This window comes from Pseudoalteromonas sp. S2721 (genome assembly GCF_005887425.1).
Classification (GTDB): Bacteria; Pseudomonadota; Gammaproteobacteria; order Enterobacterales; family Alteromonadaceae; genus Pseudoalteromonas; species Pseudoalteromonas simplex.
In genome coordinates this window covers 162,754-186,105 of record NZ_PNCZ01000006.1, presented here as the reverse complement: position 1 = coordinate 186,105, position 23,352 = coordinate 162,754, and the positions used below count along the sequence as shown (strand labels likewise).

General features: G+C 40.5%; 23 protein-coding genes. 13 read left to right on the top strand and 10 right to left on the bottom strand.

Annotated features, from left to right (window positions below):
- Window positions 1–53: 53 nt before the first annotated feature.
- The 5 genes from rlmB to CWC02_RS02380 form a co-directional block, all read right to left on the bottom strand.
- The gene (gene rlmB / locus CWC02_RS02400) at window positions 54–800 is read right to left on the bottom strand and encodes a 23S rRNA (guanosine(2251)-2'-O)-methyltransferase RlmB (protein ID WP_138616227.1); all 747 of its coding nucleotides are present in this window, start codon (window positions 798–800) and stop codon (window positions 54–56) included.
- Window positions 797–3,280 carry a ribonuclease R gene (gene rnr / locus CWC02_RS02395; protein WP_138616225.1) on the bottom strand — a complete coding sequence of 828 codons (2,484 nt, stop codon included), beginning with the start codon at window positions 3,278–3,280 and terminating at the stop codon, window positions 797–799. The genes rlmB and rnr overlap by 4 nt, the downstream gene beginning before the upstream one ends.
- 145 nt (window positions 3,281–3,425) lie before the next feature.
- Complete coding sequence (locus CWC02_RS02390; RefSeq protein WP_054552706.1) at window positions 3,426–4,028, bottom strand: response regulator transcription factor; 603 nt, start codon at window positions 4,026–4,028, stop codon at window positions 3,426–3,428.
- Window positions 4,025–5,143, bottom strand: coding sequence for a sensor histidine kinase (locus CWC02_RS02385; protein ID WP_138616223.1), 1,119 nt, complete (start codon window positions 5,141–5,143; stop codon window positions 4,025–4,027). The genes CWC02_RS02390 and CWC02_RS02385 overlap by 4 nt, the downstream gene beginning before the upstream one ends.
- A 14-nt stretch (window positions 5,144–5,157) precedes the next feature.
- Entirely contained in the window at window positions 5,158–5,577 is a 420-nt protein-coding gene (locus CWC02_RS02380) for a DMT family transporter (protein ID WP_249364070.1), read from the bottom strand.
- A gap of 122 nt (window positions 5,578–5,699) precedes the next feature.
- Here CWC02_RS02380 and CWC02_RS02375 point away from each other — a divergent pair, with 122 nt between their 5' ends.
- The 7 genes from CWC02_RS02375 (at window position 5,700) to queG (ending at window position 13,059) form a co-directional block, all read left to right on the top strand.
- On the top strand, window positions 5,700–6,548 hold the full coding sequence (locus CWC02_RS02375) for a DUF350 domain-containing protein (protein WP_138616221.1): 849 nt from the start codon (window positions 5,700–5,702) through the stop codon (window positions 6,546–6,548).
- A gap of 20 nt (window positions 6,549–6,568) precedes the next feature.
- Window positions 6,569–7,387, top strand: a complete 819-nt coding sequence (locus CWC02_RS02370; RefSeq protein WP_054561029.1) for a hypothetical protein — start codon at window positions 6,569–6,571, stop codon at window positions 7,385–7,387.
- Window positions 7,377–8,903 (top strand): polyamine aminopropyltransferase, encoded by a 1,527-nt coding sequence (locus CWC02_RS02365; protein ID WP_171043808.1) that lies wholly within the window; start codon window positions 7,377–7,379, stop codon window positions 8,901–8,903. The genes CWC02_RS02370 and CWC02_RS02365 overlap by 11 nt, the downstream gene beginning before the upstream one ends.
- Window positions 8,904–8,990: 87 nt before the next feature.
- Window positions 8,991–9,857 carry a DMT family transporter gene (locus tag CWC02_RS02360; protein WP_138616219.1) on the top strand — a complete coding sequence of 289 codons (867 nt, stop codon included), beginning with the start codon at window positions 8,991–8,993 and terminating at the stop codon, window positions 9,855–9,857.
- On the top strand, window positions 9,854–10,552 hold the full coding sequence (locus CWC02_RS02355) for a glycerophosphodiester phosphodiesterase (RefSeq protein ID WP_138598853.1): 699 nt from the start codon (window positions 9,854–9,856) through the stop codon (window positions 10,550–10,552). Before CWC02_RS02360 ends, CWC02_RS02355 begins: the two co-directional genes overlap by 4 nt.
- Window positions 10,553–10,636: 84 nt before the next feature.
- The gene (locus CWC02_RS02350) at window positions 10,637–11,854 is read left to right on the top strand and encodes a methyl-accepting chemotaxis protein (protein WP_138616306.1); all 1,218 of its coding nucleotides are present in this window, start codon (window positions 10,637–10,639) and stop codon (window positions 11,852–11,854) included.
- 71 nt (window positions 11,855–11,925) lie between these two features.
- A complete protein-coding gene (gene queG, locus CWC02_RS02345; protein WP_138616304.1) occupies window positions 11,926–13,059 on the top strand; it encodes a tRNA epoxyqueuosine(34) reductase QueG in 1,134 nt (377 codons plus the stop codon).
- Window positions 13,060–13,075: 16 nt separating this feature from the next.
- Here queG and CWC02_RS02340 read toward each other — a convergent pair whose 3' ends face one another.
- From CWC02_RS02340 to CWC02_RS02330, 3 genes are all read right to left on the bottom strand, one after another.
- Window positions 13,076–14,203, bottom strand: coding sequence for a response regulator (locus CWC02_RS02340; protein WP_138616217.1), 1,128 nt, complete (start codon window positions 14,201–14,203; stop codon window positions 13,076–13,078).
- 19 nt (window positions 14,204–14,222) lie between these two features.
- Window positions 14,223–16,172: a sensor histidine kinase gene (locus CWC02_RS02335; RefSeq protein ID WP_138616215.1), complete on the bottom strand. Its 1,950-nt coding sequence runs from the start codon at window positions 16,170–16,172 to the stop codon at window positions 14,223–14,225.
- Between the two features lie 142 nt (window positions 16,173–16,314).
- Window positions 16,315–16,806: a GNAT family N-acetyltransferase gene (locus CWC02_RS02330; protein ID WP_138616213.1), complete on the bottom strand. Its 492-nt coding sequence runs from the start codon at window positions 16,804–16,806 to the stop codon at window positions 16,315–16,317.
- A gap of 75 nt (window positions 16,807–16,881) precedes the next feature.
- Between CWC02_RS02330 and CWC02_RS02325 the strand changes: the two genes are divergently transcribed.
- The 6 genes from CWC02_RS02325 to CWC02_RS02300 all read left to right on the top strand — a co-directional run bounded on the left by CWC02_RS02325 (window position 16,882) and on the right by CWC02_RS02300 (window position 22,295).
- The gene (locus tag CWC02_RS02325; protein WP_138616211.1) at window positions 16,882–17,457 is read left to right on the top strand and encodes a glutathione peroxidase; all 576 of its coding nucleotides are present in this window, start codon (window positions 16,882–16,884) and stop codon (window positions 17,455–17,457) included.
- A 73-nt stretch (window positions 17,458–17,530) separates the two neighbouring features.
- Entirely contained in the window at window positions 17,531–17,812 is a 282-nt protein-coding gene (locus CWC02_RS02320; protein ID WP_054552716.1) for a peptidylprolyl isomerase, read from the top strand.
- A gap of 60 nt (window positions 17,813–17,872) precedes the next feature.
- On the top strand, window positions 17,873–18,451 hold the full coding sequence (locus CWC02_RS02315; RefSeq protein WP_138616209.1) for a glutathione S-transferase family protein: 579 nt from the start codon (window positions 17,873–17,875) through the stop codon (window positions 18,449–18,451).
- A 17-nt stretch (window positions 18,452–18,468) separates the two neighbouring features.
- Complete coding sequence (locus CWC02_RS02310; RefSeq protein WP_054552718.1) at window positions 18,469–18,819, top strand: DUF2750 domain-containing protein; 351 nt, start codon at window positions 18,469–18,471, stop codon at window positions 18,817–18,819.
- A gap of 115 nt (window positions 18,820–18,934) precedes the next feature.
- Entirely contained in the window at window positions 18,935–19,612 is a 678-nt protein-coding gene (locus CWC02_RS02305; RefSeq protein WP_138616207.1) for a site-specific integrase, read from the top strand.
- A 112-nt stretch (window positions 19,613–19,724) separates the two neighbouring features.
- Window positions 19,725–22,295, top strand: coding sequence for a M1 family metallopeptidase (locus CWC02_RS02300; RefSeq protein WP_138616205.1), 2,571 nt, complete (start codon window positions 19,725–19,727; stop codon window positions 22,293–22,295).
- Window positions 22,296–22,334: 39 nt separating this feature from the next.
- Here CWC02_RS02300 and CWC02_RS21045 read toward each other — a convergent pair whose 3' ends face one another.
- Together CWC02_RS21045 and CWC02_RS02295 are read right to left on the bottom strand one after the other, a co-directional pair.
- Window positions 22,335–22,463, bottom strand: coding sequence for a hypothetical protein (locus CWC02_RS21045; protein WP_283235067.1), 129 nt, complete (start codon window positions 22,461–22,463; stop codon window positions 22,335–22,337).
- A gap of 1 nt (window position 22,464) precedes the next feature.
- The gene (locus CWC02_RS02295) at window positions 22,465–23,334 is read right to left on the bottom strand and encodes a hypothetical protein (protein WP_138616203.1); all 870 of its coding nucleotides are present in this window, start codon (window positions 23,332–23,334) and stop codon (window positions 22,465–22,467) included.
- Window positions 23,335–23,352: the final 18 nt, after the last annotated feature.

Below are 23,352 nucleotides of genomic sequence, written 5' to 3'. Positions count from 1 at the left end.
CAAAAAAGCCGATGTTACATCGGCTTTTTTTGTGTCTGAAATTTTCGCGGTAGTTAGATTTGCGTTGCATTACGCTGACGTAACACTTCAAATAAACAAATACCGGTCGCAACTGACACATTTAAACTAGATACCGAACCAGCCATTGGGATTTTAACTAATAAATCACAATGCTCACGTGTAAGACGGCGCATACCATCCCCTTCAGCACCCATAACAACAGCCATTGGCCCTGTTAGATTTGCATCAAATAACTCTGTATCTGTTTCACCGGCAGTGCCGACAACCCAAACGCCAGCATCTTTAATTTCACGTAGCGTACGCGCAAGATTGGTGACTTGTACCAATGGCACTGTTTCTGCTGCACCGCATGCGACTTTACGCGCTGTGCCGTTGAGTTTTGCAGATTTATCTTTAGGAACGATAATCGCGTGCACGCCTGCAGCATCAGCACTACGTAAACACGCCCCTAAGTTATGCGGATCTGTTATGCCATCAAGTACCAATAAGAAAGGCGTTTCCTCACGGGCAATGATCTCATCGAGATCTTTCTCGTTATACATACGGGCTGCTTTTACATTGGCAATAATGCCTTGGTGCTGCTCACCGTCGGCTTTATTATCAAGCGCTTTACGCTGCATAAATTGTACAGAAATACCGAATTTACGTGCTTCATCAATAATCGGGTTTAAACGTTTATCTTCACGTCCTTTTAAAGCATAAATTTCTAAAAAGCGCTCAGGCTCTTTTGCTAATATTGCTTCAACTGAGTGAAAACCAAAAATTAATTCATTACTCACGTATTATTTGCTCCTCGGCCATTACGTTTACGGGCATTCTTACCCGGTCTTTTTGCCTTTTTGGTGGCTTTTTTCTTACTCTTCTTTTTGCCAGCTTTTACAGCATCAGCTTGTTTACTATTAGGCCTTTTACGCCCTTTAGAAGGTGAAGACTTGCCACGTTTTTCATTCTCTTTGTCGCCTGATTTTGCCTCAAAGCTGCCTGACTGCGCTTTTTTACCAGGAATTTTACCTGCTTTGAGCTGGGCACGAACACTTGGTTTAGCAGGAGCACTACGGCCACGACGACGCGCATAACGGTCTTGTTGCGCTTCACCTGCTAACACTAAGTTTATGCGTCGCTCATCAAGACTGACAGATGACACCTGAACCGTTAATTTATCGCCTAAACGATAAACGGTGTGCGTTTGTTCACCAATCAAGCAATGCTTAGCACCATCGTAATGGAAGTACTCATTGCCTAGGTTAGTTACATGGATCATACCGTCGATTTGTAAATCATCTAAGCGTACAAATAGACCAAAGTTAGTTACCGATGAGATCACCCCACCAAATTCGTCACCAACATGGTCTTGCATAAATTCACATTTAAGCCAATCTGCGACTTCACGAGTCGCATCATCAGCACGGCGTTCAGTGGTTGAACACTGCTCACCTAAAATATCAACTTCGTCATCAGTGTAGGCATACTCACCCGATGTTTGCTGACCTTGCGCTTTAAGTACCGCTTTAATTGCACGGTGTACCACTAAATCAGGGTAACGACGAATTGGCGATGTAAAGTGGGCATAGGCTGGTAAAGCTAAACCAAAGTGGCCAATGTTATCTGGCTGATAAACCGCTTGCTTCATTGAACGAAGCAACATGGTTTGAATAAGCTCAGCTTCTGGGCGGTCGCCTAATTTAGTTAACACGTGAGTGATTTCTTTTGGTGTTGGCTCATCAGAAATCGCGGTTTCGATACCCAGCTCTGATAAAAAGTTTCTGAAGAAACCAAGCTTTTCAGCATCCGGCTCATCATGCACACGATAAAGCGCACTTGCCTCGTGCTTTTCTAATAATCGGGCTGCCGATACATTCGCTAAAATCATGCACTCTTCGATAAGTTTGTGTGCATCATTGCGAACCACTGGCACGATTGATTCAATCTTACGATGTGCATTAAACACAAAACGCGTTTCTAAGGTTTCAAACTCAATCGCACCACGCTCTTGGCGAGCAGCCTTGAGTGCCATATACATTTGCTGTAAGTCAGTTAAATGTGGCACCATCTCGACATACTCTTCACGCAGCTTTTCATCGCCTTGTAAAATCGCATTCACTTTCGTGTAAGTAAAACGAGCGTGTGAATTCATCACCGCTTCGTAAAATTTATACCCAGACAACTTACCTGCTTCTGATACTGTCATCTCAGCAACCATACACAAGCGGTCAACTTTCGGGTTTAATGAGCACAAGCCATTCGATAGCACTTTTGGCAGCATCGGAATAACTTGCTCAGGGAAGTAAACTGAGTTACCACGTTCAATCGCTTCTTTATTCAGAGGCGTGTTCATTCCTACGTAGTGCGACACATCGGCAATGGCCACCCATAAACGCCAACCACCTGATGGTTTGCGCTCACAATAAACGGCATCGTCAAAGTCTCGGGCATCTTCACCGTCGATTGTAACTAGCGGTAAGTCACGTAAATCAACGCGACCTTGCTTTGCCTGTTCATCAACAAACTCACCTAAATGAGCAACTTGCTTTTCAACCGCTTCTGGCCACACATGGGGAATATCGTGATTGCGTAGTGCAACTTCAATTTCCATACCCGGTGCTAAATGCTCACCCAGTACCTCAGTGACTTTACCTACCGCATTCATATGTCGGCTTGGGTTTTGGGTAATTTGCACCTGCACCATTTGGTTGTGGCGCGCGCCATTTTCACTACCCGGTAGTATCATAATGTCTTGCGTTATGCGTGGGTCTTCAGCCACAACAACTGCAATACCATGCTCAACAAAATAGCGGCCAACAATCGGTGCACGTTCATTGGTTAAGACCTTAATGATACGTGCTTCGCATTTGCCGCTAGATCCTTTGCGATTGCCTTTAGCAAGCACAATGTCACCGTGCAACACCATATTCATTTGGTGCTTGGCGATAAACCAATCTTTACTCTCACCTTCAACTTCTAAAAAGCCGAATCCGTCACGATGACCAATGACCTTGCCTTTAACCAAGCCAGATTCATCGATCAATGCGTAGCATTTAAACTTATTGAAATACAGTTGACCATCACGCTCCATAGCACGTAAACGACGTTTGAACGCAATTTGACGCTCTGTATCATTCACATGTAATTCGTCACAAAGTTGTGTGAAGTTTGCTGGTTTGGCACGAGATTCTAAGTGAGTAAGTATAAACTCACGGCTAGGGACGGGGTTTTCGTACTTTTCTTGTTCTCGACTGAGATTTGGATCCTGTTTTGACATTCACTATCTTGTTAGTTGGTTATGTTGTTATTTTAACCCATAACCTAACAATGAGACAGGCAAAAGCTATGAAACTTTTAAGAAATTAATTAAACCTGTTTTCGCACTCAAATTGCTCAATAATTTAATAGCAAAATTAAGGACCTTATAACCACCCTTTTCTCTTTGCAATTCTAGCAGCGTCGATACGGTTACTTGCATTTAATTTACTAATCGCCTCTGACAAGTAATTACGTACGGTTCCCTCACTTAAGTATAATTTAGCTGCAATCATTTGCGTTTTTAACCCCTCTGCAGCTAACTTTAATGATGCCCGCTCTTTTTCAGTTAGTGGGTCTCTATCATCTAAAGCACTTAAAACTAATTCAGGATCTATCACTTTATGCCCAGACATGACTTTTTTAAGTGCTAGAATTAAACTATCACTTGATGCCTCTTTAAGAATAAACCCCTTTACACCAGCATCTAAAGAGCGCCTGATATAGCCTGCTTTAGAAAAAGTAGTCATGATTACTATACGACTTTCACTCTTTTCTATTGCCAATTTTTCAGCAAGTTCAATTCCTGATAACTCCGGCATTTCAATATCTGTAAGAACGATGTCAGGTTTACACTTTGGTATTTCTGCAAGCGCCACCTTGCCATTTTCAGCCTGACCAATAACTTGAATATTTTCATCAAGGCCTAAAAGAGCAGCAACAGCTCCTCTAACTAACGCTTGATCTTCAACAAGATAGACCCTTATCATTCTGCCTGCTCCGATTTAATACTCAAAGGCAATTTAATAAATGCAACGAACTGTTGATTACAAAAACTAAACTCGGCCTTTCCCCCTAGCTGTAGAGCTCGCTCTTTAATTCCCGATAGACCATTTCCAAGTGTAATTTGGCTAGTTTCATTTGCATTATTTTTCATTTTAATGTCAACACTATCCAGTGTTTGTAATATTGATATTTCACAATATTTAGCACTACTGTGGCGCAATATATTGGTTACAGCCTCTTTAATTATTAGGTTAACAACTCCTTCTAATTTTGCCGGCAAGTCAACAACCTTAATATTACGAATAACTTTGAAGCCACTCTCCTCTAACCGAACAATTAACCTATTAATTTGTGTATCTATATCCAATTCTTTTAAATCAGTTACAACTTTTCTTACATCGCTTAATAGCTCCCTAGCCAACTCCGCAACCTGAAAAATTTCCGACCTTGCTTGAGCCAGTCTATTAGCTTGACTTAATTTGCTCGCGAGCTCCGCTTTTAAAGCGATTGAAGATAAAGAATGGCCTAACACATCATGCAAATCTCTAGCTATGCGCTCTCGCTCTGCAATTGCTGCAAACTGCTCTAACTGTTTGCTATTTTGCTTTTCTCGGCGTTTATGGAAAAATTCATTACGCCCTGCAATGCCATAACTAAATAAAGCGACAAGCAATATAAGAGAACCACTGAGAAAATACTCAGCATAATTTTCATTGATTATTTGGCTACTAGATAGCAAAGCTAAAAGTAGTATCGAAATTGCAAAAATACGCGCACGGTTCGAAAAGTTATAGCCTACAATATATGCTACAAAGCCAAATAAAGTCGCGGAGCCAACTGTTAGATAACTAGCAATGACACAAACCAAAATAAGCGACATTAGCTGCAGCCAAACTTGTTCTGTTCCTCTTAATGTTGCTTTCACATACAAATAAATAAAAATTAAGTACAACAGAACAATCGTGAACATCTGCATAAAGTCAGTGCTTTCAATTTGGAAAATACTCGGAAGCAAATAGAATCCCGAAAAAAGCAGTGGCCCCCAATTCCAAAAAGAGGTCAAATTCGTTTTTTTATCCTTAAGCCGACTATTTAACATATCACTTGCTTCTTTTAGTTGGTTTGAAATTTTAGCCCAATTATTCCGACTAAAATTAATATAATACAGATTATCTGAAATATGGTAATAGACTCTCTAAGCCATATCACACTAAATATTGATACCCCAACAGTACCAATACCGACCCAAATCGCATAACTAATCCCGAGAGGTAATGACTTTAAAGCAAATGACAAAAAGGCAAAGCTGGCCCACATAGCTGCAAATGTAACAACTGAAGGCCATAGTTTAGTAAAGCCATTTGACTGCTTCATAGCAAGTGCCCAAATAACCTCAAAAATTCCTGCAATTAATAAACTTATCCACGCCGCATTATTCATTTTTATTCCTCCAAAAAGTAGAGGCTTAACTATTACTTTTTCTACTTGCTGGAATAAGTGAATTTTGTCATTGATTGAACTGACAATTGTCATAAAAAAGCTATGAAACTTTTAAGAAATTGATTAATTCTGCCAAAAATGAAGCGTTGATATTCTTTGCAGCAAACACTCTGTGTTAATATTTTCGGAAAATAACAACAAGCTAACATAATTATATGGATATTAACTTAACCCACTACCTCGCAACGATGGCCTACAACAGCGCCTATATTGGTCTATTCATTGCGATCATAGCCGTTGCAAAACTGTCGTATAACTTAGCAACCCCTTATAACACCACCAGCCAGTTAACCAATAATGCCAACAGTGCCTTGGGTTTATCTATTGGCGGCTACTTAGGGGCAATTACCATTATTTATGGCTTTGTTTTAGCTGGGCCTAGTCAAGGTTTGCTAAGCGATTTGATGAATGTATCACTGTACAGTGTATTAGGTATGGTGCTGCTAACTTGCTCACGTATTTTAAATGACAAATTACTGCTGCGTTTGTTCTGTAACCAAGAGCAATTAATTAACCAACAAAATGAGGCTGTGGGCTTAGTACAAGCAGCAAACTACATGGCCGCCGCACTGATCATTGGTGGCGCATTAACCGGTGAAGGCAGCTGGTTATCAGCCATAGTGTTTTATTTTTTAGGGCAACTAATGCTGATCATTTTTGCCAAAGGCTATGATCACCTCACTGCTTTTAATCTTCACGAACAGCTCGAAAAAGGCAACAAAGCCGTTGCACTTAGCTTTTCAGGCACTATGTTGGCGCTAGCGATTATCTTGTGTCATGCGCTCATTGGTGGCTTTCATACTTGGCAACAAAGCTTAAGCTTATTTTTTATTGACGCATTATTTGGCTTTTTAATTTTACCAATTGTGCGTTACCTCGTTGATAAAATTATCTTTAGCAAAATTTCACTCGACCAAGCAATGCACGACAAAAACACCGCCGTTGCGGTTATTGAAAGCAGCATTGCAATCTGTGTTGCTGTTATCATCACTATCGCTATTTAAGCTTATGTATGGAGTAATGGATGAACATCTATAAGCTTTTTATTATTGCCGCTATCACATTTGTTGTTTGCTTAGTGATACGTGCAGATCTACAAGCGCCACTTATTAGTGGCCAATATGGCAACTTTAAAGACTACGACGGACAAGACAAACCTTACCTATTTACAGTGCCAGAAGATGGCCAAATGATGCGCTTAGAAATTAAAGGCAGACTGCCTTTAAACTCATGGAAAGCCATTGATATCGAAATTTTTGACCCTGATGGTAACTATTTATTTAGTTACTCTGATGAACTTTGGGCTGAAACCGGGCACGATTCAGATGGTAAATGGACTGAGTACCGTGATTATACTCATCACGATGTCCACTTCCCTAAGAAGGGGCAATATAGCGCCTACGTCAGTAGTACGTTTGGCCCAAATAAGCGTGCCGAACATTTTAGTTATACGTTTCGTATTATCCCAATCAAAGGTAACAGTAATTTCATGCTACCGCTGTTATGGATTTCTGGCTTCATCGGCGGTGTAGCGCTATTTGTAATGCTGCATCGTTTAGAAGCTGAGCGTGAAGGCTCCGATATTACTTATAAACCAATCAATAAGTTAAACCCTGAGGCTATAAAAGCAATGGAATCGCGCATCTCAGTTTGGCCTATTGTGTTACTGTTTTTAGCACCCGTGCTCTTCTTTTCCTTCTTGGCATATAGCAAAGGTGACAAAGAGCAAGATTGGCAAGTTTACTCCTATCACCACCTCACGATAAGCGTTGATAAACAATTGCGTGAGCAAAGTATTGGCAGTGCAGGTTTCCGTTCACGAGGCGGCCCAGGTGGTAAATAAATCAATTCGCGAAAGCCACATTTTACTGTTTAGCATTTTTGTTGCAGGCCTTTGCTCAATTATCTATGAGCTACTGATCGCAACTACCGGTGCCTACTTTTTGGGTGATAGCATCACTCAATTTTCTCTGACGATTGGCGTCTATATGGCGGCAATGGGGGTTGGCTCTTATTTTTCGCGTTTTGTGCCTGATAAGCCATTGCTGGTGTATTTTATTGGCTTTGAGTTAGCGCTTGCGCTACTTGGTGGTTTGAGTGTGCCCTTGCTGTATTTCTGTTATGCGTTTGGTTTACCGCTGCAAGCAATTAGTATTTTACTCACCACGCTAATAGGGATTTTGATTGGTTTAGAAATTCCGCTGTTAAGTCGCCTAATGGAAAAACATTATGCGCTAAAAGCAAACCTCGCCAATGTGTTATCTATTGACTACTTTGGCGCCCTACTTGCGACTTTACTGTTTCCTTTTCTATTTTTACCTTGGCTTGGGGTTTTTAAAACAGCGTTAAGTTTTGGCTTAATGAATCTAAGTATTGCGCTGTTATTGCTGTGGTACTTTATCGACCATATCAGCCCAAATCGTCGAAAAGTGCTTAGGCTCACGCTTGTTTTAGTTAGCTTAATATTGGTGCTTTGTTTATTTGCGAGTAAACAGCTTACCCATCTTTGGCAAAGCCAAATCTACGATGACCGTGTTGTACACTCAGAGCAAACGCCCTATCAGCAAATTGTACTCACTCGTCATAAAGATGATATTCGGCTTTATTTAAACGGTGGCTTGCAATTTTCATCGATTGATGAGTATCGCTATCACGAAGCGCTTATTCATCCCGCTATGGTGCGCCATGGTAACGCAAAACGTATTCTAATTTTAGGCGGTGGCGATGGCTTAGCAGCCAGAGAGCTTTTGAAATACCCACAAATAGAATCTATTACCCTAGTCGATTTAGACCCTGCAGTCGCTAAGCTTGCGCAAACTAATCACAACCTGACAACACTTAACAAGCACTCACTCAGTGACCCTAAAGTGACGGTTGTTCATCAAGATGCTTATGTGTTTATTGAGCAAAACGAACAGCTGTTCGATATTATTTTTATTGATTTACCCGATCCAAAAGCAATCAATTTAGCACGGCTTTACAGTCAGCAGTTTTATCAACTAGTAAAAACACGATTACCAAATAACGGTATTGTAGTGACCCAGGCCACCAGCCCATTTTTTGCGAAACACGCATTTTGGTCTATCAATAATACGCTCAGTGCAGCAGGCTTTGCGCACACCTTGCCTTACCATTTGAATGTGCCCTCTTTTGGCGAATGGGGATTTGTTATGGCTTGCAACTTGATGTGTAGTAACCAACAAGTATTACCGGTTAAAACCCGCTTTTACCGCCCAGAAAATGACGCACAATTGTTTATTTTTACCCCAGATATTAGCGCTAACAATGAAAAAGTATCGACGCTTGATGAGCCTAATGTGCTGCACTATTACTTGCAGGGATGGAAATATTGGAACTAAACGAATGGATTAGCCCATTTGGGGAGTTTACAAAGTAAAGGATTACCGTTACAAAGAGAGTTAATAACAACAATAACAAGGTTTGTAATGCAGGCGCACAAACAGAGCCTAATATACTTACACATTGCAGTACTCCTATTTGGGGGGACTGCATTATTCGCAAAGCTAGTCAGCTTAAGTGCATTAGATATTACCGTTTACCGAACAGCAATTGCAGGCTGTGCCTTACTGATCTTACTTACAATTCAACACAAAGCGATTAAGCTTCACTCGCGTCGCGACTACCTTATAGCCTTGTTACTTGGCGTCACTGTTGGAATACATTGGCTCACCTACTTCGCAGGTATGCAACTAGCAGGTATTGCAGTCGGTATGATTGCCTTTTTTACTTACCCTGTTATCACGGTATTTTTAGAGCCTTTATTTCATGGCAGTAAACCACAGCTCAAAGATATTTTTAGTGCCTTGGTGGTAATGCTTGGTATTTATTTACTTATTCCTGATGCCAGCTTAGGCAATGATGTCACACTCGGTATTGCTATTGGCATTTTGTCAGCGTTCTTTTTTGCGTTTCGAAATATCGTTCACAAGCGTTACTTTAGCCAATATGGCGGCCCACAAACCATGCTTTATCAAACTTGGATCGCCTGCATTATGCTGTGCGCCTTTGTCGAAGTACCGCCATTACAAGTTGATACAATAAATTGGCTGCTATTAATTACCGTAGGGGTTATTTTTACAGCAGCACCGCATTCACTGTTTGCAGCAAGCCTAAAAAACTTATCAGCTTCAACCGCTGGTTTGATATCGTGTTTGCAGCCTTTATACGGTACGTTTTTCGCTTTTTTAATTTTGCATGAGCAACCTTCAATTAGCACTCTTATTGGTGGCACACTAGTTATTAGTGCCGCTTTTTATGAAACATGGTCAGTGACTCGTAGGTATAAGCAATGATGAAAGTATTCGCTCACAGAGGTGCCAGTGGTACCTACCCAGAAAATACTCAAAGCGCCATTATCGCCGCTGTTGATTTAGCAGTAGATGGCATCGAAATTGATGTGCAAAGCTGCCTTGATGATTACATGATTATTCACGACACTTGGCTTGATCGTACAACTTCAGGTCGCGGTAAAGTAAACGCCTGCTCAAAAGAGCAAATTCAACAATACGATGCAGGCAATGGCGAATGCGTGCCCACTTTACAACAGGCAATCGATTGGGTTGGTGATAAAACCTTGCTTAATCTAGAGCTTAAACATACTTTTTCGTTAGACAAGTTTGTAGAGCTTATTGAGTCAAATGTCAGTGCAGGGAAAATATCTCGGGATAACCTGTTAGTCTCTTCATTTGATCACCACCAACTGATGTGGCTAAAGCAAAAACTGCCGTGGGTAAAGATTGGTGCACTTACCGCTTCTATCCCAATTAATTACAGCGAGTTTGCGCAAAAACTGCATGCCTATAGCATTCATGTAGATAAAAACTTTATAAACCATGAGTTTGTTGCTGACGCAAAACAACGCGGCCTTCAAGTTTATGCTTACACGGTCGATAAAGTGGAAGATATCGAATTAATGCTAGAGTATGGCGTAGATGGTATTTTTACTAATTTTCCGTGTCATACACAAATGACACTGCAGTCACTGTAACTCAACAAAACTAAGCTATACTGTTGAATTATGTGACATTGAATAATAAAAAATTACGCCAAAATGAATCAACACAACACCTTAATGAGTAGCTATATGCGCATTTATAATTTTATCGAACAAACATTCTTTTACACTCTTACACGTAAGATTGTCGGTAATTTAGGTTTTGTGTTTGCGTTTCAGGCCATTACTTTGATCTGGCTTTATAGCAGCCTGTCAGAGCAACAAGCTGGTATGGGACTATTTTGGTTAATGACCTTTGTTATCATCGCGAGCTTTATTTTTACTATTTTCTACATGCGCTTTTTGATTGTGCGCCCAGTGCAAGCAATGCGCGATACACTTGAGCAAATCAACCGTCATGATGCAGATTTATCTGCCAAGTTACCGCATTTTACCTACGATGAATTTCGTGATTTAAGTGAGCAGTACAATACCTTTACAGTTCATTTAGCAAATCTATTAGCCACCACATACCAAAGTGCACAAGCCAGTGCAGATAGTAGTTCAAAGATGACTCATTCAATGCAGCAAACCGCAGAAATGAGCCACCAGCAAATCAAGTTTAGCCAAACCATTACTGATTCGAGTAACCAAATAACTTCAAGCCTTGAGAATATTTCAGCGAACACTGATAGCGTGCACCATGTTAATAGTGAGCACTTAAACTTTGTAAAACACTCAGCCACTGAGTTATCAGCATTAGTTAAAAAGGTTGCGATGATCAGCCAAATTTTAGGTAACTTCTCAGCAACGGTGTCTGGCCTTAAAGAAAACAGCGAGAATATTCGCGCCATTTTAAAAATGGTTGAAGAGTTTTCTGACCAAACCAATTTACTTGCCCTAAATGCTGCAATTGAAGCGGCACGAGCAGGTGAAGCTGGCCGAGGCTTTGCCGTGGTTGCCGATGAAGTTAGATCACTATCGGTTAAAGTAAACGACGCAACCCGCCAAATAACCGATTTTATTAATCAAATGAATAGTCTTGTTAGCGAAACCAATAAAGAATCTGAGCAACTAATTAACCACTCGAGTGAAGCTGAAACAGCGATTAGCAATACCTCTTCAGGTTTTAGCAATATGCTTAGCGAATTTGAGCAAAACCAACAACAACTACAGCAGATTGTTAGTGCGGTGCATTTACTAGAGCAAACTCAAACCCACACTCATCAAACTGTTGAGCAAATAGTTGCTCTGGGTGAGCAAGCAAAACAGCAGATTGATGAATCACTCGCTGACTGCCAACAATCACACAAACTGAGCCAACAAACCCAAGAGCAGCTAAAACGCTTTGTGTAATCGGCTTTTAACTGCTGCTCTGAGTCAAACTATGTTAAAGTAGCCGCTTCTTGGCTACTTTTTTATTGACCGTGACAACACCCGCTATTGATTATGAACAACTCGCACTGCAAATAAAGCAATGGGGTAAAGACCTTGGCTTTGCAGAAGTCGGGATCACTGATATTGACCTAACGAAACATGAAGCTCAACTGCAGCGCTGGTTAGATTTAGGCTATCACGGTGAGATGGAATACATGGCAGCCCATGGAATGAAGCGAGCGCGCCCCGCAGAGCTGGTACCTGGCACGCAGCGAGTCATCTCAGTAAAAATGAACTACCTACCGCCTGATGCAAGCTTTGCTAAGAACCTCAAGCAAACTGATAAAGCGTACATCAGTCGCTATGCATTAGGCCGTGACTATCATAAATTAATTCGCAACCGCCTAAAAAAATTAGGCCAACAAATAGAGCAGCATATAGGCCAACTAGGTTTTCGTCCTTTTGTTGATTCAGCCCCCGTGCTTGAAAGACAACTAGCCGAAAAAGCAGGCTTAGGCTGGCGTGGTAAAAACAGTTTGCTAATCAATAAAGAAGCGGGCTCTTGGTTTTTCTTAGGTGAGCTGTTTGTTGATATCCCCCTGCCTATTGATGAAGAAAATAGCTTTGAGGGCTGTGGTAAATGCGTTGCCTGTATGACACTTTGCCCAACCGGCGCGATTGTCGAGCCTTATGTAGTTGATGCCCGCAAATGTATCTCTTACCTTACCATTGAATTGCAAGGCGCTATTCCTGAAGAGTATCGCCCACTGTTAGGTAATCGCGTTTATGGCTGTGATGACTGCCAATTAGTTTGCCCATGGAATCGTTATGGTCAGCTCACCGATGAAGCTGACTTTCACCCAAGAAAACAACTTAAAGATCAAGACTTACTGACCTTATTTGCTTGGGATGAGGCAACCTTTCTAAAAAATACTGAAGGCAGCCCTATACGCCGCATTGGTCACGAGCGCTGGTTAAGGAACCTAGCTGTCGGATTAGGTAACGCTGATTACAATGAGCAGATAATTGAGGCTTTAGAGCAAAGATTAACAACCGCTAGCGCTTTGGTCGCTGAGCATATTGAGTGGGCGCTTGATCAGCAAAAAAATAAGCGCCAGTTAAAGCTTCGTAAAACTGCGCGCTTAATTCGCATTGTTGAAAAAGGACTGCCCAGAGATGCTTGATAGCTTAAGTTGTAACTTACTGCTTTAATAATTGCGATAAATCATTTTCAATCTCTTTGAATGCCGCTTTTACTCCCTGAACTGACTCTTCACGTGCAACAGAGTTTTGGATGGTTTCGTCGACCTTTTGATAGATAAAAACCTCTTGGTCCTCATCTAAGCCCATGGTTGGTATACGTCGTTCTAAGTCTTCTTGAAGCTGCTTAAATACAGCCTCGTTATTTACACGATTTTCATTTAGAAGTTCGATGAGTCCCGAAAACTTGCTGTGAACTTTACCTACAGCATCATTAAGTTGTTGCTGTTGTCTGAGCAATTCTTTTTTTGTGATGATCGCTTTAAGCTGCTGTTCTGTAACACTGACTAAAAAGCAAATATGATCCCGAATTCGGCCATGCTTATCAGGGTCTTGGTCTGGCATATTTAAGATTAGTAAGCTGATCATGTCGTAATTGACTAAAATTCGATTCGAAAATTCATGGAGTCGGCCTTTATTTTTGAGCATTTCAAATAACTCAATAACGATTGGCGAACACATGCCCGAAATTGAAAAGTGCTCAATGCCAGACTCTAAGCGAAACTCAACATTGCTTTGTAAATCAAATGAACTTAGACAGTTAAGCAGAGCCTTGCCCAGCTCTTGCTCATCTTCAATAGCACCTATATGCTCGATATAGTTGACTATTTGCCCCATTTCACTGCTGTTTGCCATGGCATTAAATGCTGTTGAAGTCGCATCTTCAACTTGTTGCTCTAGCGATTCTTTTTCTATCAATACTTGATGTAAGTGCTGCAGTTTAAGCTTTAATTCTTCATGCCCGAATGGTTTAACTATATAGTCCTCAGCTCCGACTGAATAGCCTTCCATACGCTCTTCAACCGTTCCTCTTGCTGAAACAAACATAACGATTATTTTCTCGGTATTTGGATTCTCTTTTAGTTTTCGACAAACATCATAACCACTCATTTGTGGCATACTCACATCAAGCAGAATAACCTGAGGATCAAACTCTTCAACTAATGCCAAACACTCTGGACCGCTACTGACCATTTTCAGTTCAAAGTCGAGCTCTTCAAGAATCTCTTCAATTATTTCTAAGTTAAATGGTTCATCATCGACGGCTAAAATTCTCTTTAAGGCCATGTCTAACACTTCCGTTTTATTAATTTAACTTTACAGATCTATCTTCATTCGCTAAGTGTTGAGGTAGATCTATCCTCAATGGAAGCTTTACTAAAATAGTTGCACCTCCATATTCATTATTTCTTGCCGTAATCGTTCCTTGATGTAAGGCTACAAATTCACGACAAATAGCTAAACCAAGTCCTGTACCTCCAGCACCACTATTGGTTTTACTACTTTGCTCAAACTTCGCAAAAATTTTCTCAAGTTCAGACTCGGGAATTCCTATACCACGATCTATTACTGATATTTCAGCCATTTCATTATTCATAGTTAGCTGAATATCTATCTCACTGGCAGGCTCACTAAATTTAAGTGCATTACCAAGCAAGTTGCGCATTATTTGGTTTATCTGCTCTTCGTCACAATCGAGCAAAATACTTTTCTCAAAGCCAATTAAACGAATAGCAATATTTCTCTCAAGAGCAGTCCCAGAGACATCATCAATACTGGTTTTTATAATACTGCTAAGGTTATGTTTTTGCGGATTAAAGGGAAATTTACCAACATCCAGTTTTGAAAGATCAAGCAAATTATTAAGCAGTGACAATAAGCGCTCACCACTTTGTTCTATACGCGATAAATACTTATTTAACTTGTCTTTACTCAGATCATTGTTGGCAACTTTATCAAGTCCAAAACGAGCAAAACTTAAGATTGAATGCATTGGCGTTCTGAGTTCATGAGACATATTCGCTAAAAATTCAGACTTACTTAAGTTTGCAGCTTCAGCCACATCTTTTGCGTGCTCTAGTTGAGCTGTTCGCGCTTTTACCTCTTCTTCAAGCAAATCTTTTGCTTCAAGTAGCAAATCTTCCTTTTCTTTTAAGTGTGTAACGTTTTTAAAGATCCCCGCTAACGCAATCTCGCCGTGATGATCTATTTCATTAAACGATCCCACTAATGGAATATCATTGCCATCTTTTTTAAGCATTCTTAGATCACAGCTAAATTGGCGGTTTTTACTTAGCGTCGTAATTTTTTCTTTAATACGTGTTATTGAAGGCGCATCAAAAAAATCAAATACCGAACAGCTTTCAAATTCATGGTGCTGTTTATCAAATAATTGTTCACAGGCATCGTTAGTTTCGATTACCTTTCCGCATCGTTCAAATAAAATAATAGCGTCGGGAGTATGCTTAAAAATAACTCTTAATAAACTGTCCTTTTCTATAAGCGCATCAACGGTACTCTGAAGTCTTTCAACAAGTTCTGAATTATGACGTTTGAGAAGCTCTGTTTGCCATAGTTTATGAACTGATTGCAATAAACCATTATCATCAATCGGTTTGATCAAAACATCTTCAACACCCTGACGAATGGCAGCAACCATGGAAACTTGATCAGGCTTTGAGGTATACAATAAACAACGACTTTCAGGCTGTAACGACTTCAGCTTTATAAACAATTCAAGCCCTGTTCCATCTTCAAAAGTAAAATCACTAATCAATAAATCAATTGCATGCTCATGAATTAACTCCATTGCAAAGCTCATGTTATCAGCGGTGATGGTTTTGATATGCGCGCCCTTTAAGTTTTGCGCTATTTTTTGTAACCGGTCGGGACAATGATCAACGAGCAATACAGTAGGAAGTTTGAGAATATTGTCGCTGTCTAATTCTAATATTCCCTCTAGAAGCGTGCTTATCTCTTTATTTGCGAAAAAAGGGTATATAACAACGGCATTAGGTAAGAGACGGTTAATTTCACTAAAATGTTCAAGTAAGTCACTGCGTTGTGCTTTCGGTGCGAGTAATAAGAAATGCTCTTGAGAAAAGTCATTCATTAGTTCTTCAATGATACTTGTTGGCACCCCATGTGAAGCAGCAACGAGATCATATTGCTGTTTTAGAACGGTATCATCTATCATTGAAAAGTGTAATAGCTCAACTTCGCAACCGATAAGCTCGAGTAGAACTTTTACACGCATCGCAAGTACACTATTACTATCAACTATTAATATTTTTCGCACCGTAAATAAGACTCACTATAAAAACCGACCTTTTTAGCGTAGTCTAAAAATCTTTTACCGCACAATTTACACCGTATTTTTTTACTAGTTTTTGAGAAGGTTAAGGCTGCAAGTGCTTACCCAAAATTGTCAAGCCATAAGCTTTATCATCCATAATTGCAATTTCTGGAAGCTCTCCCCAAACCTTGTATTCAAAGCGATTAAACAGTTTTATGCTCGGTAGGTTATGGCTGAAGATAAAAGCTAACAATACCTTGATATTAAGTGTTTTTGCATGCTGTTCTGAAAATGTAAGCAATTGTTTACCTAGCCCTTGCCCTTGAGCCTGCTGGGTGATGTAAATACTAATCTCAACCGTGCCATCGTAAGCTGGGCGGCCATAAAAAGACTTATAACTTAACCAAGCAATTACTTTACCTTGTTGCTCAAAAACAAAGATAGGTCTTTTTTCTGTATGGCTATCAAACCAAGCTTGTTTGTCTGCCACCGACACCTCTTCGGTATCTGCGGTAACCATACGCCCAGGGATGGTCTCGTTATAAATCGCGACTATATCAGTTAAATCGTTTTGTGTTGCTTTGCGAATCGTCATAAATAGCTGAAATTAAATGATCACTTTGCTGCATATTAGCGTATATTCATCACAAATAACTAGCGGGAAATAACTATGTATAAATATGCTTTGTTACTTGCAGCAGGCCTAATAACAACCAACCTTGCAGCACAAACCACAGAGGCGGTACCAACAGCTAAAGCAAGCAGCCAATGTGATGATTTTACCAATGTCACAATGAGAAAGTTGCGTTCAAAAGAGTCTATTAATTTTTGTGAATTCAAAGACAAACCACTGCTCATTGTGAATACCGCTAGTAATTGTGGTTTTACCGGCCAGTTTGAAGGCTTAGAAGCCATTCATAAAGAATATAAAGACCAAGGCTTGGTCGTATTAGGGTTTCCATCAGATGACTTTTTCCAAGAAGAAGACGATGAAAAAGACACTGCAAAAGTATGTTTCATCAATTATGGCGTAACCTTTAATATGCTGGCTACCAGTGCCGTTCGCGGTAGCGATGCAAACCCAATATTCAAACACCTAAATGAAGCAACCAGCTCACCTAACTGGAACTTTTACAAATATTTAGTGTCTGCAGATCGTAAGACAGTGCAGCGCTTTAATAGTAAAACTAAGCCACAATCGCAAACTTTACGCGATGCAATTGAAGCTGAGCTGATTGCAAAATAAATTTAATTTTTCGTTCGGTAAATATTGAACTAAACTAGTGATTTAATACTAAAACACACATTAGGGAGATGTTATGGCAGTAGCCAGTGCAAGACACATTCTCGTAGACAGTGAAGCTCACTGTTTGGATTTAAAGCAGCAAATTGAGCAAGGAGCTGACTTTGCAGAGCTTGCTCGTGCTCATTCTAATTGCCCATCAGGTCAAGATGGTGGTGCATTAGGTGAGTTTGGCCCTGGCATGATGGTTCCAGAGTTCGACAAAGTCGTTTTCTCTGCACCAATAAACCAAGTACAAGGCCCAGTGCAGACCCAGTTTGGTTATCATCTTCTAGAAGTAACAAGCCGTACTGACTAATTTACAAATCGATTTCAAAAAGCCGCTTCATAGCGGCTTTTTTTTGCGAAGGATCTCAAAATGAAACTTTTAGGCTCGACCACCTCACCTTTTGTGCGCCGTATTCGGATTTGGGCTGCACTTAATAACCTAGCTATTGATTTTATTAATTTGGATATTTTCTCTGAGCAAGACAGACAAACCATGATTGCTCATAACCCTGCCAGAAAAATTCCTGTATTAATCGACCATGATTTTACCTTATGTGATTCCAACTCCATTATTCGTTATCTGCTCGAAAAAGCGGATCAGCCATTACTTAGCTGGCAGCAAGAGAACTACTTAACCATTATCAATGCCTGCAATGATTCACTGGTAGAAATTTTACTTTGTCAGCGCTCAGGGTTTGATATCAGCAGCGATAAACTATTTTTTAATTTACAGAATGAACGAATTGTTGAAACATTAGCCTATTTAAATACTCATTTATCGGAGCCAGTATTTAAAAGCTGTGAATACCTCAACATCAGTTTATACTGCTTGCTAGATTGGATCCGCTTCCGCGAATTAACTGATTTTAGCCAACTAAATAACTTAGTTGATTTTTATCATAAATTCGCCGATAAAGCGGCAGTACAACAAACAGATCCACGAAAATAAAGATAAGGGTTACGCAAATGAGCGATATCGAAATTGAATCAGAATTAGTTAGCTTTGTAGAAAAAGTTCGTTTGAACGAATCTATGTGGGCACTCGGTGCCGAAGATGGTGGTTTTGTTGTCTGTGAATCAAACCAATTTAGCGACACAGATGTGTTATTACTTTGGGGTACTGAAGACGCTGCAAAAGCACAATGTAAAGATGAGTGGCAAGACTATACCCCTGTTGAAATTGGCCTAGACGAATTTCTTGATGAGTGGGTTGAAGACCTAAACGAAGATGATGCGCTTGTTGGTTTAAACTGGAACGATGATCAAGTATGCGTTGAAATCGAACCGGTTGGTTTAGCTAAAGCTCTTTGCGATTAATAGCAATCCTTAAGCTTATAACGACACGGCCGTATTTATGGCAGTGTCGTTAAGCTGGAAACTTGATACTTATCAGGTATACTCTTCAACACATCTTTATTATCAAGGTATTAGGTTGAAGTCCCATCTTGGTCGTAGGCCCTTTTCGGCCATGGAATTACATACCCTGTATAATGGTTACATTTACGGTGATCAGCGTTTAGCACGTGAACAAGCTAAGCATTGGCACTTTTGGCTGCCTTTATTTGCTTATTATACTGGTGCCTACAGCGATGAAATTGGCCATTTAACCCTTGATAATATTGTCACCCTTGATGGCATTCGCTGCTTTGATTTTCATACGCATGGCAAGATAAAACCCCGCTATGTGCCTATCCATAATGCATTACTCGATGCTGGGCTTGATCAGTACTTAGACTTTTTAACAAGTCAAAATCAACAACGACTGATGTTTGATTTACCCGCTAAATCAGGTCGCTATAGCGAAAAAGTGCGCATTTGGTTTTCGGGTGAAGGTGAACGCGCTGGTTATTTGCAAAAGTGCGCTATTCCTACTGTTGATCAGCAAGGTATGAAAACCGCGATAAGCAGCTTACGGCTCAACTTTGAACAACAAGTGCGAATTCATGCACTGCAAGCCAACTGCAAAGACGCCTTTAACTACTTGCTTGGTTTTAAAGATTTCAACGAACAACGCTTTGCTGATATGCAATTATTAAATACCGTACTGCAAAACATACGACAAATAAACCCGCAACTGCATTGGCTGCGTTTCATTGACCGCCATAATTAGCTGACAAACTTTGTTACTAACTATTTATTACTGTTCAAATTAAAACCTGATAGCATAGTTATTCGCCCCTCATAGCAGGTGCCTTTCTAACAACAAAAAATCAGGGATACTTATGTTCTTAAAAAGCCTATTAACGGTGAGTGTTGCACTTGCTGTTAGCTCTGCCCATGCCAATGAATATGTTATCGAAAAGCTTGCCAAGCCCAGCTCACAACAAGTAGAACTTACGCTTGATCCTGCCAAAGACAATTTTTCTGGTCATACCGAAATTGCTTTAGAGGTTCTAAAAGCAACCAATTATATCGAATTAAACGGTATTGATTATGCGGTTAGCATGGCGAAAATTTTAGGTGCAGAAAACTGTGACCTAAGTGCTGAAATGCTAAAAACAGGCAAAGTTAAATTCACTTGTGAAGAAAAAATCCAACCAGGTAAATACACTTTAAAAGTTGATTTTACCGCCCCTTATAACCGCCAAAGTGTTGGTTTATATAAAACTTTAGATCAAGGCACACCTTATCTTTTCACGCAATTTGAAATGAGCGATGCGCGTCGTGCATTCCCGGTTTTTGACGAGCCAAGTTATAAAATTCCATTTCAGCTAACTATCACAGCGCCAACATCACAAAAAGTGTATGCCAATACACCGGTTTTAAAAACCAAAGTTGATGGCGATATGACAACGCACTTTTTTGACAAAACGCCTCCTATTCCTTCTTACTTAGTCGCCATGGCTGTGGGCCCGTTTGAAGAGCTTGAAATTAAAGGCATGCCAATTCCTGGCCGCGTACTGACTCCACAAGGCAAAATTCACCTTGCTGATTACGCAAAAGAAAATATGCCGCGAGTGTTAAAAGCCCTAGAAGATTATTTTGGCATTCCTTACGTATACAAAAAGCTAGACTCAGTGGCAGTGCCAGAGTTTCCATTTGGCGCAATGGAAAACGCAGGCCTAGTGACTTATCGTGAAGACATTTTACTAGTAGACCTAGCAACAGCAACGCGCAGTAAAAAAGAGCGTAATGTATCAATCATTGCCCATGAGTTAGCGCACCAGTGGTACGGTAACTTAGTGACTATGAAGTGGTGGAATGATTTATGGTTAAACGAAGCATTCGCAAGTTGGATGGCAGCGAAAATCACTGCACAAATCAACCCTGAGTTTGAGTCGCACTTAGACTTGCCACAAAACCATGTGATGGCACTAGATGCGCGTCTAAGTACTAAACCTATTCGTAAGCCAATCAAAACTGAAGCTGATATCATGGATGGCCTTGGCCTTGCCTACAGTAAAGGGAGTGCAGTTTTATCTATGGTTGAAAACTGGATTGGCGAAGAGGCATTCCAGCAAGGTATTCGTGCTTACTTGAAGAAATTCTCTTACAAGAATGCAGAAGCTGCTGATCTATGGCAAGCACTAGGCGAAGCGTCTAATAAAGATGTAGCAAGCGTTCTTAAATCGTTTATCGAACAATCATCTTTCCCACTTATCAAAGTAACGCAAGATGGTAAGAAAATTAATATCAGCCAAAGCCGCTTTGTAAATGCTGGCGTTGATGCACCAGCACAACTTTGGAATGTTCCGGTTGCAATTAAGTATGGTGCGGGCGACAAAGTTAAAACCGCAAGTGTACTGCTGAATAAAGAAACACAGCAACTGACTCTCGACTTTGAACCTGAGTGGATTTACCCAGATCAAGGTGCCATGGGTTATTACCGCTGGGTATTAGATGATACTCAGTTTAATGCTCTGCTAGAGAACGCTGCCGACAAGCTAACGGTACGTGAGCGCTTAGCGCTACTTTCTGCGGTTGATTCATTACTTGATGCAGGTGTTATCTCTGCGGCTCACTTAATGCAAACCTTAGAAGCCTTTGTGAGTGATGCTCACCCATTAGTAGCAAACACAGCATTAGGTTACCTTGCTGCTCAAAAACGCGTATTCGAAGACGACAGCAACCGTGACCTATGGCCTAAGTTTATCCGTAACAGCATTGCACCAGCTGCTAAGCAATATGGATTAACAGCAAAAACAGGTGAAGACGCGGCGGTATCGCAATTACGTGCGCAAGTTATTGCCCGTTTAGGTTTTGATGGTCAAGATCAAAAAGTCATTGATACCGCAAAAGCACAAGCGGCACTGTACTTAAACAACCCTGAAAATGTTGACCCATATTTAGCCTCAACTTACTTAAACCTTGCGGCTTACCATGGCGATGCGAAGTTACTTGAAAAGTACAAGCAAACCTTTAAAACCACAAAGGATCCACAAGTGCGTACTAAGATGTTGGCAGCGATGGGTTACTTTGGTAAACCTGAGTTACAAAAAGCGGTTTTAGAATACAGCTTAACCGATAACGTAACAGCTTCAGATATGCGTACGCTATTAGGTGGTTTAGGCTATGGTAAAGAGCGCGAAGCACTGTTTATTGAGTGGATTTACAACAATTACGATGCCATCACTAAGAACTTACCACCGTTCTTTGTACCAAACTTACCGTTTTTCACGACGGCAAGCTGTGATGCGAAAAGCTTAGAGAAAACCAAAGCCTTCTTCAATGATAAAATCACTGAAGTGCCAGGTTATGCACGTTCTCTTAGTAAGCTTGAAGAAAGCATCAATGATTGTATTGCGCTGAAAAACCGTGAGTTAAACTCAGTGAATAGCTTCCTTAAGCGCTAATTAAAGCAAATGCGAAGAGGGCCACAATGTGGCCCTTTTTTATTGCGCTAAAATAGCAGTTAATTTAGTTATAAATTGCTCAGTCGCTTCAGATGAGGTGACTTTAAATGCAATACCATAATAAATGGGCTGTGCACTTTTATAAATGCGAGTTGGAAAACGGGTCATTTCACTTATTACATACAAATGCCAGTTTGCTCTGTTTGTAATTTAAACGCGAGATTGAGCCTTCACAAAAGCGTCTTAAATCAAGCCACTGTGATACCACTTCTGGCTCAATAAGGCTGCGCTTATGAACTCGGTTATTAACCGCATAAGCCACAGTGTCTTTGTCAATTAAAGCAAAGTCTTGCACCGACTCAGGTAATCTAAATAAATCATTTACTTCCTCTGTTTGCGGCATAAAGCGCGCAACCCAGTGTTGGTTATCTTTGTTATAACTAAATAAATAACTGTTTGTGTGCTTATCAAAAATTAAAGTTCGGCCAATATCACCGGCGATGACACGCGGTTTAGCAGCTGCAACACGAGTGTATTGTAATGTATGCGGCTCACCTAAGATAAACATGATCAGGTCTTCATCAGCGCCCCACGCATGGTAGCCAACCGGCTCAATCCATTCAAAAATACGGCTCGCAGTTGGCTCTTCTGCTAATGGATACTGCCATAACTTTTGCTTGCCATCTGCTTCGACCACGATTGCAGACAAGGCTTGCTGATTTGGCATAAGCGTTGGTGAGTATTCACTGACAGGCGTGTTGGTGATATTCACGCTGCTCTTAGATGCAAAGTCATAAAACGCAATATCGGTTTGTGACTGGCCATTTTCGCCAACAACTTCATGGCTGTAGTAAAGCCCAGTATCAACTAAAAATGGTTGATTATTATAAGTTTTATCATCGGTTACTCGCGACACCTGCATACCATATGGGGTGTCTAAATCGGCAAGTAATATTTCGCTTTTAGGCATCGCTGCATGTGCGTGACTGGTAAACAATGTCCCTGCTGCGACGAAAAGTAAAGACGAAATCAATTTCATGTTGTTCTCTCGTTTTAA

Coding starts and splice junctions, on each gene's coding strand:
- rnr (WP_138616225.1), bottom strand. CDS start 3,280: ATGTCAAAACAGGATCCAAATCTCAGTCGAGAACAAGAAAAGTACGAA.
- CWC02_RS02390 (WP_054552706.1), bottom strand. CDS start 4,028: ATGATAAGGGTCTATCTTGTTGAAGATCAAGCGTTAGTTAGAGGAGCT.
- CWC02_RS02385 (WP_138616223.1), bottom strand. CDS start 5,143: ATGTTAAATAGTCGGCTTAAGGATAAAAAAACGAATTTGACCTCTTTT.
- CWC02_RS02380 (WP_249364070.1), bottom strand. CDS start 5,577: ATGACAATTGTCAGTTCAATCAATGACAAAATTCACTTATTCCAGCAA.
- CWC02_RS02375 (WP_138616221.1), top strand. CDS start 5,700: ATGGATATTAACTTAACCCACTACCTCGCAACGATGGCCTACAACAGC.
- CWC02_RS02370 (WP_054561029.1), top strand. CDS start 6,569: ATGAACATCTATAAGCTTTTTATTATTGCCGCTATCACATTTGTTGTT.
- CWC02_RS02360 (WP_138616219.1), top strand. CDS start 8,991: ATGCAGGCGCACAAACAGAGCCTAATATACTTACACATTGCAGTACTC.
- CWC02_RS02355 (WP_138598853.1), top strand. CDS start 9,854: ATGATGAAAGTATTCGCTCACAGAGGTGCCAGTGGTACCTACCCAGAA.
- CWC02_RS02350 (WP_138616306.1), top strand. CDS start 10,637: ATGAGTAGCTATATGCGCATTTATAATTTTATCGAACAAACATTCTTT.
- CWC02_RS02340 (WP_138616217.1), bottom strand. CDS start 14,203: ATGGCCTTAAAGAGAATTTTAGCCGTCGATGATGAACCATTTAACTTA.
- CWC02_RS02335 (WP_138616215.1), bottom strand. CDS start 16,172: ATGCGTGTAAAAGTTCTACTCGAGCTTATCGGTTGCGAAGTTGAGCTA.
- CWC02_RS02330 (WP_138616213.1), bottom strand. CDS start 16,806: ATGACGATTCGCAAAGCAACACAAAACGATTTAACTGATATAGTCGCG.
- CWC02_RS02325 (WP_138616211.1), top strand. CDS start 16,882: ATGTATAAATATGCTTTGTTACTTGCAGCAGGCCTAATAACAACCAAC.
- CWC02_RS02320 (WP_054552716.1), top strand. CDS start 17,531: ATGGCAGTAGCCAGTGCAAGACACATTCTCGTAGACAGTGAAGCTCAC.
- CWC02_RS02315 (WP_138616209.1), top strand. CDS start 17,873: ATGAAACTTTTAGGCTCGACCACCTCACCTTTTGTGCGCCGTATTCGG.
- CWC02_RS02310 (WP_054552718.1), top strand. CDS start 18,469: ATGAGCGATATCGAAATTGAATCAGAATTAGTTAGCTTTGTAGAAAAA.
- CWC02_RS02300 (WP_138616205.1), top strand. CDS start 19,725: ATGTTCTTAAAAAGCCTATTAACGGTGAGTGTTGCACTTGCTGTTAGC.
- CWC02_RS21045 (WP_283235067.1), bottom strand. CDS start 22,463: ATGACCCGTTTTCCAACTCGCATTTATAAAAGTGCACAGCCCATTTAT.
- CWC02_RS02295 (WP_138616203.1), bottom strand. CDS start 23,334: ATGAAATTGATTTCGTCTTTACTTTTCGTCGCAGCAGGGACATTGTTT.